Source organism: Bradyrhizobium sp. 179 (assembly GCF_023073535.1).
GTDB lineage: Bacteria > Pseudomonadota > Alphaproteobacteria > Rhizobiales > Xanthobacteraceae > Bradyrhizobium.
In genome coordinates this window covers 60,395-73,182 of record NZ_JADPJR010000072.1, presented here as the reverse complement: position 1 = coordinate 73,182, position 12,788 = coordinate 60,395, and the positions used below count along the sequence as shown (strand labels likewise).

At 62.2% G+C, this 12,788-nt stretch carries 16 protein-coding genes; 7 read left to right on the top strand and 9 right to left on the bottom strand.

Annotated features, from left to right (window positions below; translation table 11 throughout):
- Positions 1-227 precede the first annotated feature (227 nt).
- The 6 genes from IVB12_RS18055 to IVB12_RS18030 all read left to right on the top strand — a co-directional run bounded on the left by IVB12_RS18055 (position 228) and on the right by IVB12_RS18030 (position 5,631).
- Positions 228-839 carry a DUF1285 domain-containing protein gene (locus tag IVB12_RS18055; protein WP_247300913.1) on the top strand — a complete coding sequence of 204 codons (612 nt, stop codon included), beginning with the start codon at positions 228-230 and terminating at the stop codon, positions 837-839.
- Positions 836-1,507: a CoA pyrophosphatase gene (locus IVB12_RS18050; protein ID WP_247300912.1), complete on the top strand. Its 672-nt coding sequence runs from the start codon at positions 836-838 to the stop codon at positions 1,505-1,507. The genes IVB12_RS18055 and IVB12_RS18050 overlap by 4 nt, the downstream gene beginning before the upstream one ends.
- A complete protein-coding gene (locus tag IVB12_RS18045) occupies positions 1,504-1,767 on the top strand; it encodes a DUF6111 family protein (RefSeq protein WP_247300911.1) in 264 nt (87 codons plus the stop codon). Before IVB12_RS18050 ends, IVB12_RS18045 begins: the two co-directional genes overlap by 4 nt.
- Before the next feature lie 10 nt (positions 1,768-1,777).
- Positions 1,778-3,031 (top strand): CCA tRNA nucleotidyltransferase, encoded by a 1,254-nt coding sequence (locus IVB12_RS18040; protein WP_247300910.1) that lies wholly within the window; start codon positions 1,778-1,780, stop codon positions 3,029-3,031.
- Positions 3,028-3,798 (top strand): sulfite exporter TauE/SafE family protein, encoded by a 771-nt coding sequence (locus IVB12_RS18035; RefSeq protein ID WP_247300909.1) that lies wholly within the window; start codon positions 3,028-3,030, stop codon positions 3,796-3,798. Before IVB12_RS18040 ends, IVB12_RS18035 begins: the two co-directional genes overlap by 4 nt.
- A 210-nt stretch (positions 3,799-4,008) precedes the next feature.
- Entirely contained in the window at positions 4,009-5,631 is a 1,623-nt protein-coding gene (locus IVB12_RS18030) for an alpha-amylase family protein (protein WP_247300908.1), read from the top strand.
- A gap of 294 nt (positions 5,632-5,925) precedes the next feature.
- Here IVB12_RS18030 and IVB12_RS18025 read toward each other — a convergent pair whose 3' ends face one another.
- The 9 genes from IVB12_RS18025 to IVB12_RS17985 all read right to left on the bottom strand — a co-directional run bounded on the left by IVB12_RS18025 (position 5,926) and on the right by IVB12_RS17985 (position 11,932).
- Positions 5,926-6,303 carry a PRC-barrel domain-containing protein gene (locus tag IVB12_RS18025; protein ID WP_247300907.1) on the bottom strand — a complete coding sequence of 126 codons (378 nt, stop codon included), beginning with the start codon at positions 6,301-6,303 and terminating at the stop codon, positions 5,926-5,928.
- A 521-nt stretch (positions 6,304-6,824) separates the two neighbouring features.
- Positions 6,825-7,154 carry a GcrA family cell cycle regulator gene (locus IVB12_RS18020; RefSeq protein WP_247300906.1) on the bottom strand — a complete coding sequence of 110 codons (330 nt, stop codon included), beginning with the start codon at positions 7,152-7,154 and terminating at the stop codon, positions 6,825-6,827.
- Positions 7,155-7,193: 39 nt separating this feature from the next.
- On the bottom strand, positions 7,194-7,373 hold the full coding sequence (locus IVB12_RS18015) for a hypothetical protein (protein WP_247300905.1): 180 nt from the start codon (positions 7,371-7,373) through the stop codon (positions 7,194-7,196).
- Between the two features lie 300 nt (positions 7,374-7,673).
- The gene (locus IVB12_RS18010; protein ID WP_027529685.1) at positions 7,674-7,889 is read right to left on the bottom strand and encodes a dodecin family protein; all 216 of its coding nucleotides are present in this window, start codon (positions 7,887-7,889) and stop codon (positions 7,674-7,676) included.
- A 674-nt stretch (positions 7,890-8,563) separates the two neighbouring features.
- Positions 8,564-8,788, bottom strand: a complete 225-nt coding sequence (locus IVB12_RS18005) for a DUF2158 domain-containing protein (protein WP_247300904.1) — start codon at positions 8,786-8,788, stop codon at positions 8,564-8,566.
- 299 nt (positions 8,789-9,087) lie between these two features.
- Positions 9,088-9,813, bottom strand: a complete 726-nt coding sequence (locus IVB12_RS18000) for an HAD family hydrolase (protein WP_247300903.1) — start codon at positions 9,811-9,813, stop codon at positions 9,088-9,090.
- Between the two features lie 8 nt (positions 9,814-9,821).
- On the bottom strand, positions 9,822-10,709 hold the full coding sequence (hemF, locus tag IVB12_RS17995) for an oxygen-dependent coproporphyrinogen oxidase (protein WP_247300978.1): 888 nt from the start codon (positions 10,707-10,709) through the stop codon (positions 9,822-9,824).
- 112 nt (positions 10,710-10,821) lie between these two features.
- Positions 10,822-11,454 carry a 7-carboxy-7-deazaguanine synthase gene (gene queE / locus IVB12_RS17990; protein ID WP_247300902.1) on the bottom strand — a complete coding sequence of 211 codons (633 nt, stop codon included), beginning with the start codon at positions 11,452-11,454 and terminating at the stop codon, positions 10,822-10,824.
- Positions 11,455-11,464: 10 nt separating this feature from the next.
- On the bottom strand, positions 11,465-11,932 hold the full coding sequence (locus tag IVB12_RS17985; RefSeq protein WP_247300977.1) for a tRNA (cytidine(34)-2'-O)-methyltransferase: 468 nt from the start codon (positions 11,930-11,932) through the stop codon (positions 11,465-11,467).
- Positions 11,933-12,205: 273 nt separating this feature from the next.
- On the opposite strand from IVB12_RS17985, the gene petA reads away from it, so the two are divergent.
- Positions 12,206-12,736 carry a ubiquinol-cytochrome c reductase iron-sulfur subunit gene (gene petA / locus IVB12_RS17980; protein WP_011085272.1) on the top strand — a complete coding sequence of 177 codons (531 nt, stop codon included), beginning with the start codon at positions 12,206-12,208 and terminating at the stop codon, positions 12,734-12,736.
- Positions 12,737-12,788: the final 52 nt, after the last annotated feature.

The following is a 12,788-nucleotide window of genomic DNA, read 5'->3' as shown; positions in this document are numbered from 1 at the left end:
TCGGCACATCGCGTCAGGTCATCACGCCGGATCATGGGCCTATGCTAGACTTGCAGGAAGGCCATGTATTCGTTGAATTAACCTATCCCCACCTTATCGGCTTCGGGTTATGTACGGCATCACGAAGTGGCGACCTCGCACATCGGATTTAATCCGCAGTGGAACCGCACACCCGAATACAACGTAGACCTGCACCAATCGTGCCAAGGACAAAGTCAGGGCAAACCATGGCGAACCAAGGGCAGAGTGCCGATCGCGGCCTTGAGGGGCTGACTGCCGCCGCCAAAAATGCTGCCAGTGCCGAAGGTGCCACGAAGGGGCTGCCTCCGGTGCATCTGTGGAATCCGCCGTTTTGCGGCGATCTCGATATCCGAATCGGCTCCGATGGTACTTGGTTCTACATGGGGACGCCAATCGGGCGTCACGCGCTGGTCCGCCTGTTCTCGACGATTCTGAAGCGCGAGGGCGACAAGCATTTTCTGGTCACGCCGGTGGAGAAGGTCGGCATTCGCGTCGACGACGCGCCGTTCATGGCGGTCGAGATGCTGAAGGAGCGCGAGGGTGGCCATCGCGTGCTGCGCTTCCGCACCAATGTCGACGACTGGGTGACCTGCGATGCCGCGCACCGCCTGCGTTTCGAGCAGGCCGCGGACGGCGGGCTGACGCCATACTTGCATGTCCGCGCCGATCTCTGGGCCAAGGTCACCCGCGCGCTCTATTACGATCTGGTTGACATGGGCGAGGAGCGGATGGTCGATGGCCAGCCGATGTTCGGCGTCGAGTCGGCCGGCGAATTCTTCGCCATGGCCGACGCTGAGCAGGTGAGGGCCGCGCTTTGAACAAACCTATCCTGAAGAACGATCCGGTCGCGCTCAGTGCGGCGGATTTCTTCGCCCGCTCCAGGGCCAAGCTTGATTTCGACGTCCCGCCTGGTCTCTATGATCCGAACATCATTCCCGCCTCGGGCGATCCCGGCACCGACAGGATGCTCGAGATCATCGCGCGCGAGCAGCCGGTACGGCCGGCGGCGGTCCTGATCGCAGTAGTCGACCATCCCGAGCCGACCATCCTGCTGACGCAGCGCTCGGCGCATCTGAACGACCATGCCGGCCAGATCGCTTTTCCTGGCGGCAAGATCGACGCGACCGACTCCTCGCCGCTCGATGCGGCGCTGCGCGAGGCCGAGGAGGAGATTGGGCTGTCGCGCGACTTCGTCGAGCCGATCGGCTATCTCGACCTCTACGGGACCGCGTTCGGCTTCCGCATCCTGCCGACAGTGGCCAGGGTGCGGCCGGGCTTCGAGCTCACGATCAACCATTCAGAGGTTGATGACGCATTCGAAGTGCCGCTATCCTTCCTGATGAACCCGGTGAACCATCAGGTGCACAGCAAGGAATTCCGCGGCATGGAGCGTTCCTATTACGCGATGCCGTTCGCGGAACGCTACATCTGGGGTGCGACGGCGGGAATGCTGCGTGTGCTGTATGAGCGGATCTATTCGTCATGATCCGGACGGTTCTGACCGAGATCGGAATCTTCCTTATTCCCTTTGCCGTCTATGCGCTGTTCCTGGCCGCCAGCCGATCCGGCCTGTTCGCGCGATCGTCCTGGCCGGTCACCATCGTCGCGCGCCTTGCCCTGGTGGCGATCGCGCTGGTGATCGCGGGGCTGGTCGGCCTTGCACATTTCTCCGGCGCCGGACCGGACTCGACCTACGTTCCCGCGCATATCGAGAACGGCAAATTCGTGCCGGGCACGGAAAAATAAGGGCTGGACGATGAGCGCGGAGCCGTTACTCGCCAATGCGCCCTGGCTGACCGCAGGCGGGACCGCGCGCGTCCTGCAATTGCTCGGCGCGAATGGCGAGGAGGCGCGGGTGGTCGGCGGCGCGGTGCGCAACGCGCTGCTCGGTCTCTCACCCGGTGACATCGACATCGCGACCACCGCGTTGCCGGACGAAGTGATGCGGCGTGCCAAGGCCGCCGGCATCAAGAGCGTGCCGACCGGGATCGACCACGGCACCGTCACGCTCGTCATCGACGGGCATCCCTATGAAGTGACGACGCTGCGCGAGGACACCGAAACGTTCGGCCGCAAGGCCAAGGTCGCGTTCGGCCGCGACTGGGTGAAGGATGCCGAGCGGCGCGACTTCACCATGAACGGCCTGTCCGTCGATGCGAGCGGGATCGTGCACGACTATGTCGGCGGGATCGCGGATGCCAGAGCGCGCCGCGTGCGCTTCATCGGCGATCCCGGCCAGCGCATCGCCGAGGATTATTTGCGCATCCTGCGTTTCTTCCGCATCCACGCGGCCTTTGGCGCCGGCGAGCCAGACCGCGACGGCTATCTCGCCTGTATCCGGGGACGCGCGGGCCTTGCGAACCTCTCGGCCGAGCGGGTGCGCATGGAGATGCTGAAGCTGCTGGTCGCCGGCGGTGCATCCGCGGCCGTGCTGGCCATGGCGGAGGGTGGATTGCTGCAGGCGCTGACCGGAGGCGTGGTCTATACGGGGCCGCTGTCGGCGATGATCGCAATCGAGCGCGAGCTCGGTCTCACCGCAAGCAGCACGCGGCGCCTGGCCGCGCTGACGGTCGCCGTCACCGAAGATGCCAAGCGGGTCGCCGCGCGCCTGCGGCTCTCCAATACCGAGACCAAGGCGCTGGATTCGATGGGGCACCGCTGGTGGCGCTTGGCTGCCAAGGACGAGCCGAAGGCGCGGCGGCTGCTCTACCGGCTCGGCGCAGAGCGCTATCACGATCGCGTGTTGCTGGCCTGGGCCCGGGCCGGCGACGTCGCGTCGTCGCGCTGGCGTGCGCTCGCCGAGCTGCCGCAGCGCTGGACTGCGCCGAAATTTCCATTGAAGGCGGCCGATTTCATCGCGCGCGGCATGGCGGAAGGACCTGCGCTCGGACATGTCTTGACGCTCGCCGAGGACGCTTGGCTTGCGGCGGATTTTCCACTAGAGCAAGCCGCGCTTGCTGCCATCGCCGATCAAGCTGCCGCCCGCGTCCGCCGCGACGAGAGAACGTGAGCATCGTTTCAGGCTTCGCCGACATCTCGACTTATCAGCTCCTGCTGGTAGCAACGATGGCGTTGTTGGCTTCGATCATCGGTGGTCTTGCCGGCTACGGTACCGGCGCTTTGATGCCGCTGGTGCTGGTGCCGCTGGTCGGCGCCGAGCCAGTGGTGCCGATCATCGCGATCTCCGCGATCTTCACCAATCTCAGCCGCGCGGTAGCTTACCTGCGCTATGCCGACCGCCGCCGCACTCTGATCGTGCTCGCCTGCGCGGCGCTGACGACCGCGCTCGGCGCCTACGGTTACACGCGTCTGACCAATGCGGGCGCGGCGCTCGTGATCGGCACCATGCTGATCCTGAGCGTACCACTGCGCCGCGTGCTCCGCCGCCGCGAGGTCAGGATCGGCGATACCGGCCTTGCGGCCGGTTCGATCGGCTACGGCGTGCTGGTCGGCGGCACCTCGGGCTCCGGCGTGATCCTGCTCTCGCTGCTGATGGCCGCAGGCCTCGAAGGCGCCGCGGTGATCGCGACCGACGCGATGATCTCGCTCGGCACCGGCCTGATCAAGATCTCGGTGTTCGGCCTTGCCGGCGCGGTGACCGCGCAGGTGCTCGCTTTTGCGCTGCTGATCGGTGCGATTGCGATTCCCGGTGCGTTCCTCGCAAAAGCCTTCGTCGAGCGGATGCCGATGCACATCCACACCGCGATCCTCGACGTTGCGGTGATCACGGGCGGGCTGGTGATGATCTCGGCGGCGGCGAGGCAACTCGCCGCCTAGACGACGCCGCTCACCGGGCATTGGTGGATGGACCGGGGATCGAACTTCCTCCGGGCGTGTACTCACAAAAGTCGGCTCCCGAGCCCAAAGCGAAAGTCGCCCCGCTCGGCCATCCATTGCGTCCCATTGCCACTAATTCCCGGAACGACTGTCCACACTGGTGGTTACCTGCAAGCCGTTCGCTCGCTCACCAGCAAAGGAAGTCGGCGCTTGCTCGACCTCTGGTACAAAAACGCCGTGATCTACAGCCTCAACGTAGCCACCTACAAGGACGGCAACGGAGACGGGATCGGCGATTTCAAGGGACTAACCGAGCAGCTCGATCATATCGCTCAGCTCGGCGCAAATTGCCTGTGGTTGCTTCCATTTTATCCCAGTCCCGGACTAGACCACGGCTACGATGTCACGGATTACTACAACATCGCGCCGGCACTCGGAACGTTGGGCGATTTCGTCGAATTCAGTCATCAGGCCCGACTGCGCGGATTGCGGCTGATAGTCGATCTTCCCATCAATCACACTTCGGACAGACACCCATGGTTTCAGCAGGCTCGCGCCGACCCGTCGTCGCCGTTTCGGGAATATTACGTCTGGTCAACCAGCGAACCCGAAAATAGCACAGAAGGCGTCGTATTTCCCGGGTTTCAACTCAGCGTCTGGACTTACGACCTCTGCGCGCGCTCGTGGTATTATCACCGGTTTTACCAACATCAACCTGACCTCAACATAGCCTGCGCTGCCGTCCGCGAAGAAATCTTCAGGATCTTCGGCTTCTGGCTTGAACTCGGTGTTTCGGGATTCCGAATAGACGCTGCACCGTTCGTCGTGGAGGAAATACGTCCAGATCGTCCGGCGAAGCGTCGGTATGAGTTTTTCGCCGAGCTCCGCAATTTCCTGTCCTGGCGCAAAGGTGATGCGGTGTTGCTGGCGGAAGCAAATGTAGCTCCCACGGAGCTTCAGCATTATTTTGGCGATGGATCGCGGATCCACATGCTATTTGCGTTCCTGTTGAACCAGCACTTGTTCCTTGCACTTGCACGGGAAAGTGCCGAACCGCTGCGGCGCTGCATGAGCCAGCTGCCCCGATTGCCGCAATTCGCACACTGGGCTCAATTTCTACGCAATCATGATGAGCTGGACCTCGGCCGTTTAACTTCTGAAGAGCGCGACGAAGTTTATGCTGCATTCGCTCCAACCCGCAAAATGCAGCTTTACGGACGGGGAATTCGGCGGCGGCTCGCCTGCATGTTCGGAAACGATCGCCGCCGCATCGAGCTGGCATTCAGCCTGCTGTTCAGTCTTCCTGGTACACCGGTCATTTACTACGGCGACGAACTGGGAATGGGCGACGATCTGACGCTTCCTGAGCGATGGCCTGTCCGTACGTGCATGCAATGGACAGACGACGAAAACGCCGGATTCTCGACGCGGCCGGGAGATCGTTTGCTTCATCATGTGATCCGCGGGGGCCAATACGCACCAGCCAACGTGAATGCGATTGCCCAGCAACGCGACCCGGACTCGCTGTTCAATTGGTTGCGGCGTCTGGTCGAAATGCGCCAGTCGTGCCCGGAGATCGGCTGGGGTGAATGCACCGTACCCGAAAGCAACTGTCCCGCTGTCTTGATCCAGCATTTCGTTTGGCAAGGCAAATTCGTGCTGGTGCTGCACAATTTATCACAGACGAGCTGCAGCACGGAGATCAGGGATATTCCGAAGGGACGGAAGCTGACCGATATATTCGGTAACCGAATTTACGATTCCAACCTTACCGCCGACGCCACTCTTATCGAGCTTGATGGCTATGGCTATCGGTGGTTTCGCCTCGACTGAGCCAGTGAGCAGCATCCTCGACGATTACGCCCGCTCGCCGATGCTGCGGCTGTCCTTCTTTGGGCGCAGGGCCGCCAATGAACACTGGAAGCGGCCTGAACTTTGTTGGATGATCTCTCGTAACCTCATCGATAAGCCTCACCGCAAGAGGGGCCTCGATTGAGTTCCTTTGCGGACAGCACCGCCTCGCACCAGCTTGCGTCGGCGGGATCAAATCCGCCGTCATCCGTGAGGGCCCGCCGATCAATTCAGCCGGCACTCACGATTGGAATGTTTCTGATGCGCCGCCTGGCGTTACAGGCCAGCTCGTCCTTCCCAGTAGGTGGGTGTCCCATAATACTGGTGGGTTCGTGTTTCCCAGTCTCGATCCTGCCAGGAATCATCGCTGAACTCAGGCGCGTCCCTCAGCTGTTGCTCGGTGATGTTGGTTCGAAAACCGTCAAGCGACGTGTCATAGGTCAGAGCACCCCAGGGAATGGGGTAGTGGCTGTGACCCAAGCCAACAAATCCGCCGAAGCTCATGACAGCATAAGCCACTCGGCCTGACACCTTGTCGATGATGAGGTGATCAATCTCACCGATATTCGTCCCATCTGCTCCATAGACCTTGGTTCCTTCAATGTCCTCGCTTGAGATGCAGTGATGATCCGGATGAGCTGTTGCGCGGGCCATGACTTTGCCTCCTTGATAGGTGCTTTTGCCGTCTTAACTCGGCCGCCACGGGGGCGTTCCTACCTTAGAACATCGTGTCGCAGCTCAATCACCAACCGAACCATGGCTCACATCGACTGTAAAAACCTAGCCGTGGCCGCTCCGAGGAGGCAGGCGGCGCGTGCGATGCGTATGCCGTTTTCCGGCCCTTCTCCGCCGTGAGCCGAGAAACGCCAAGCACGATCCTGGTTCGTACCAGGCCTGAAACAATCGTGCCGGTAGACTGTGCGTTGGCGAGAGGGGCTTCGGAAAGCGGGCTTGTCCGAATACCCCGCTGTGCCGTGACCGCTTCTGCGTCCACAGCTGAATAGGTCGATAGCTCAGCGCAGGCCTACTACCGGAGCCAGATACGACCTTACTGTTGTGATCTCAAACCGAGATTTCTGACCCGAAGCACATGAGCCTTGGGAAGGTACACGACAGCCGAACCCGTCGAACTGCGCCAGGCACTGACGGGAGCGCAACGACCTTCATGTGAGTTCTTAGCCGGTGTTTCTGACCGCCTCAGCCAGAATGGCGTAAAGCTGCTGCTTGCTGAGTTCCTTGGGCTGCGGCCTCTTTGCTGTACTCGACGACACCTTCTGTGCGACTGGACGGGCGCAGGCTGCCGACGATGCCGGCCTCAGCTTCGGGGGCGGCCTTATCTTGGGCCGTGCCGTGGGCGGCTTGCGGCCGCGCTTCAGGCTGAGACGGGTCAGCATGCCGCAGACCGCGTTACGGCTGCACCCGAGACGGCGCGCAATCTGCGCCGCGCTCTGTCCTGCGGACCAGAGCCTTTTGAGCAGCGCTATGTCTTTCGCATCCCAGCCCATGGGAGATACTATAGCGCCGACTGCCAGATGCAGGCTAGTCTAGTCATCGTCCGGCTCGCGCACGACTGCCGGTTCGTCAGCGTCATCTTCCTCATCGTCGTCTTCGTCCTCCTCATCCTCATCGTCGGGATCCCGGGGCGGCATCGCGATGCCCATAAGCATCAGCGGTGTCCAGCCGATCGCTATCGTGGAAAATGCTTCGGAGGTGTGTTGCTTCATGTCGTTGCTGCTCCTCGAAAAGCACGCGCAGTCGAATATTGCTGACGGGCGGCACGCGCATGTTTAGGGCGCGATCGTTGCCCAAGGGTGACACCAGGTCGATGGCGAGAGCAGGGGCGGCACCTGCCACGGAACTGGTCATGTTTGCCGCTACTTTATGCCTGAAGGCCCATTAGACTCGATGTTCACCAAGACCTCGCCGGTGGTGACTTTCCACAGGCTCCGGCTGGGCGGACTGGGAGACGCGCCTTTTTCAATGAGCCATCCTCGCCCCGCGAGTGGGGGGCGAGGTGCTGAGGCTCAGGAGCCCTCGAACTTGAATGATACGTTGAGCTTGGCGCGATAGGCCTCGACTTTTCCTTTGTCATCCAGTTGCATATCGAGCTTGACGACTTCTGCAATGCGAAGATCTCGGAGAGATTTTGCAGCTTGCTCGACCGCATTGGCGGCCGCCTTCTCCCAGGAGTCGGTGCTGGTACCCACGAGTTCAATGACCTTGTAGACGCTATCGGGCATGTCGTCCTCCTATTCGGTAGGGCAGGAAATCTAACACCAGAACATCGATGCTGATACGTCTCGGGCATGCTCCCGAATCCGGGAATGGACAAATTGGATTTGGCGAGGGCGGCCCTTGGTCCGAGCCAACCTGGCGGACCAGCGATCATGTCCGCTCATAGTGGGTAGGCGGAAAAAGGTCCTGTTGGCTGTCGCTTTCCGTTTGATCCCTACAGATGTCGGAGATTTGACGCGAGCGGCACGGGCATCCTTGTTGCGAATCCAGGGCGATGCATTTGCTGGGCCAGGCGGAGGCGCAATCGCGATCCGGCGAGCATAGAGCCGATGCACTCGACCAAGGCAACGCGCTGCGAGCTGTGGGATCAATGCAGTGCACACCGACAATCGCGCGCACGCTTGAGGTCGGCCGTGTCGGTTCCTTCGTCAAACCAATCGCAGATCGGTTCTAGCAGCGTGCGCGCCTCATCAATCCTTCCTTGCCTCCGCCAGAGTTCTGCAAGGCTTGTGGCGGCGCGCAACTCCAAGGATTTGGCGCTTTGACCACGCGCCACTTCAATGGATTTCCTAAGGTGAGACTCGGCGTCGCCGACTTTCGATGGGTCGAGCGATAGAAAATCTAAACATCGAGCACGCGCAAGCACTCGCATCTGACCAGCGTGCGCTCTTCGGTGTGCTTATTCCTCGTCGTCCTCGTCTTCATCCTCGTCTTCATCCTCGTCGTCTTCGTCGTTCTCTTCCTCTTCCACCTGCACGAGCGTGGCCAGCGGCAGCGTCTCGCGGAACAGATCGCCTTCCATGCCCATCCAGAGGCAGAGCACGTCGTTCTCCTTCACCTCCGCAACCGTTAGTGGCTGGCCGCCGGATTTCAGCATCACGACATCGCCGGCTTTCAATTCCATGGATTGTCCTTTCGAGTTTATCGACCCGGACGCGAGGCTAGCAATTTGTCATGACATCCGGAAAACGGCGGATGAGACCGCGCGTGCCCGTGCAGGGACAGCCGGGGGCGCTGGCAAGGGGGCCTTTCATCGCAAAGACCGCGACGATGCCATCATGCCCCTGTTTTGCCCGGCGCGTCAACGCGATTTCGTAAAAATCGAAAACAGAATTTGCGTTTGCCGTAAGTCCTTGAATTCGCAGCAGCGCTCTACTGTGCATGGGGTTGTTTTTCGATATTTTTGTTTTCGCCGCCTTTGGTTTACTCCGGCAGGAGCTCGGTCAGCGAACGGATGATGCGGTCGGGCTTGACGATCGAGCCTTCGGGCAGGCCGTCGCCATGCACGTCGATCCAGATCGAATAGATGCCGAGGCGCTGCGGCGTCACGACTTCCCATTCCAGATTGTCGCCGATCATCCAGGTGTCCTTTGCGGTGACGCCGAGCGCCTCCATCGCATGCAGATAGGCGCGCTCCTCGGGCTTGCCGAAGCCGTGCTCGCCCTCGATCTGGATGTGGTGGAAGCGGTGCGCGAGTTCGAAGCGCTCGACCTTTGCGCGCTGGGTGTCGGCAGCGCCGTTGGTCACCAGCGCGAGCTTGATGCCGAGCGCCTTCAACCGGTCGATCGCCTCATGCGCACCGGGAAAGACGAACATCTCCTCCTCGCGATAGGCGGTGAAACGGTCGGCGAGGCGAATGGCGAGGTCGTCGGGCAGGGCGCGATGGCCGGCGGCCGCGAGCGCGGCAAAGCCGCCCTTGACAGTGAGGTGGCGGGCCTCGGCAAGCTTCAGCCGCCATGCGGCTTCCGCGTTGGCCCAGAAGTTTCGCGCGAACGCCAGCACCGCGGTCGCCACCAGCGGCGGCGGCAGCGGCGCGAGTTCTTCGGCGAACTCGGCCGTGATCGTATTCCAGGCGATCTCAGGCCGGCCATAGGCCGACAGGATGGTGTCGTCCATGTCGATCAGCATGGCGCGAGGGAGCGGCGGCATTGCAAGGTTCATGGCCACTTCACTTCCGGCGGCAGCGACGACAGGATCGAATCCACGTTGCCGCCGGTCTTGAGCCCGAAAATGGTGCCGCGGTCGTAGAGCAGGTTGAACTCGACATAGCGACCGCGCCGGATCAATTGCTCCTCGCGATCCGCAGCGGTCCAGGCTGTCGCGAAATTGCGCCGGATCAGTTCGGGATATATCTTCAGGAAGGCGCGGCCGACTTCCTGGGTGAAGGCGAGGTCGGCGTCCCAGTCGCCGCTGTCGTGCCAGTCGTAGAAGATGCCGCCGATGCCGCGAGCCTCCTTCCGGTGGGGCAGGTAGAAATATTCGTCGCACCACTTCTTGTACTTGTCGTAATCGGCGACGCTGCTGTGCTGGTTGCAGGCCTGTCTCATCGCGGCGTGAAAGGCGATGCTGTCGGCATCGTCCTGCGTGCGCCGGCGCTCCAGCACCGGCGTCAGATCCGCACCGCCGCCAAACCAGGCTTTGGTGGTGACGACGAAGCGCGTGTTCATGTGCACGGCGGGCACGTGCGGATTGCGCAGATGCGCGATCAGCGAGATGCCGGAGGCCCAGAATTTTGGATCCTCCGCGGCGCCGGGAATTTGAGCACGAAATTCAGGGGCGAATTCGCCATGCACCGTCGAGCAATGCACGCCGACCTTCTCGAACAGACGGCCATGCATCATCGACATCACGCCGCCACCTCCGGCCGCGCCGGAATGATCGGTGCGCTGCCAGGGGGTGCGCTTGAAGCGGCCGGCTTCGCCGGGATAGAGGCTTGGCGGGACCTCGTCTTCCAGCTGTTCGAACTTCGCGCAGATGTCGTCGCGCAAGGCTTCGAACCAGGCGCGAGCGCGGGCCTTGCGGTCTTCGATCAGGGCCAGATCCATTATCGCGGTCATTTCGTCAGCCCTTTTCGGACCCCAACAGCTGCAGCTCTCGTTGCAATTGTCGCGGTGGTCGCTGACGCGGGTGAGCTTTGCATCTGTCCGTCTACCAAACCTATCTGATGCCGAGCGACTTATGCGTCTGCACGCTGAGCCGCCATTGCGGATGGCGCAGGCAATAGTCGATCGCGCGCGCGGTGTTCTCGGCGACCTCGGGTCCGTCCATCGGCTGGAGCGAGAAGCGCTCGAAGGCGAGGCCCTCGAAGGTCTCGGGCGGGGCGAGCACCTGCGGATAGACCAGCTTCAGCTCATGACCGCGCCGCAAAACGAGCTCGCTGCCGCCCTTGGGGCTGACGCAGATCCAGTCGAGCCCCTCGGGGGCTGCAATCGTGCCGTTGGTCTCGACGCCGATCTCGAAGCCGCGGGCGTGCAGCGCGTCGACCAGCGCGGCATCCACCTGGAGCAGCGGCTCGCCGCCGGTCAGCACCACGTAGCGGTTGTCGGCCGATGCGATCCATTGCGCGGCGATGGTGTCGGCGAGTTCCGCGGCCGAGCCATAGCGGCCGCCGAGCGTGCCGTCGGTGCCGACGAAATCCGTGTCGCAAAATTTGCAGGTCGCCTCGTTGCGGTCCGCCTCGCGGCCGCTCCAGAGGTTGCAGCCGGCAAAGCGGCAGAACACGGAGGCGCGCCCGGCATGGGCGCCTTCGCCTTGCAGGGTCAGGAAGATTTCCTTGACCGCGTAATTCAAGTCTCTCTCCTCAATCGTTTCGGCCTTCAGGGGTCCGGAGCTGGCGCAGCGCCTCGCCGGCGGCCATCGCCGCACTCATGGCCACATTGAGCGACCGCAGGCCGGCCTTGATCGGAATCACCAGCCGCGCATCCGCGGCCTCGAGCACCGCGTCGGTGACGCCGGCGCTCTCGCGCCCGAATAGCAGGATGTCCGACGTCTGGTAACGAAAATCGCGGTAGTCGGTGGCACCTTTGGTGGTGAACAGCAGCAGGCGGCAGCCTTGTGCCGCCCGCCATTCCTCGAACCTCGCCCAGGAATCGTGCCTGACGATCCTGACATGGTCGAGGTAGTCCATTCCCGCCCGGCGGAACGTGCGATCCGAAACGGGGAACCCAGCCGGCTCGATGATATGGGCGGCCACGTCCAGACAGGCGCAGAGCCTGAGGATCGTGCCGGTGTTCTGGGGAATGTCGGGCTGGAAAAGAGCTATCTGCATGGGCTGTGCGGGGCTGGTTGCGGCCGGAAATGTCTCAATAAAACATCGCTCGCCCGGGAATTCGTGCATTGCACGCTCCCGCGCCGATAGCGGGCTTGCGCTCGCCCGGCAAGGGTGCCAATAGAACGATTCTGGACTGCTGTTTCACCTGTTTAGGTGCGAGCAAAGTTCTGCCGCCGCGGGGGGCCGCGGGCGCCGGCAGCCTTTCCGGGGACCTCATGGGCGCCCCCCGGAGCGGTTCGACCGGCCGCATAAGAAGAAAGGGTTGGAATCGTGACGACAGCGTCTTCGGCGGACCATCCGACACGCCGTGATTTCTTATTCGTTGCAACGGGGGCCGCCGCAGCAGTAGGGGGCGCGGCCGCGCTCTGGCCCTTCATCTCGCAAATGAATCCGGATGCCTCGACCATCGCCGCCGGTGCGCCGATCGAGGTCGATCTCAGCCCGATCGCCGAAGGCCAGGACATCAAGGTGTTCTGGCGCGGCAAACCGATCTACATCAGCCACCGTACCAAAAAGCAGATCGACGAAGCGCGCGCCGTCAACGTGGCGAGCCTGCCCGATCCGCAGAGCGACGAGGCCCGGGTTAAGTCCGGCCATGAGCAGTGGCTGGTCGTTATCGGCATCTGCACCCATCTCGGCTGTATCCCGATCGCTCATGAAGGCAACTACGACGGCTTCTTCTGCCCCTGCCATGGGTCGCAGTACGATTCGTCCGGCCGCATCCGCCAGGGGCCCGCGCCCGCGAACCTGCCGGTGCCGCCGTACCAGTTCGTTTCCGACACCAAAATCCAGATCGGCTGAGCCTCGGACCGACGTCCGAAGCTTCGTGCCGTCTCGTCGTACTATTTCCTCA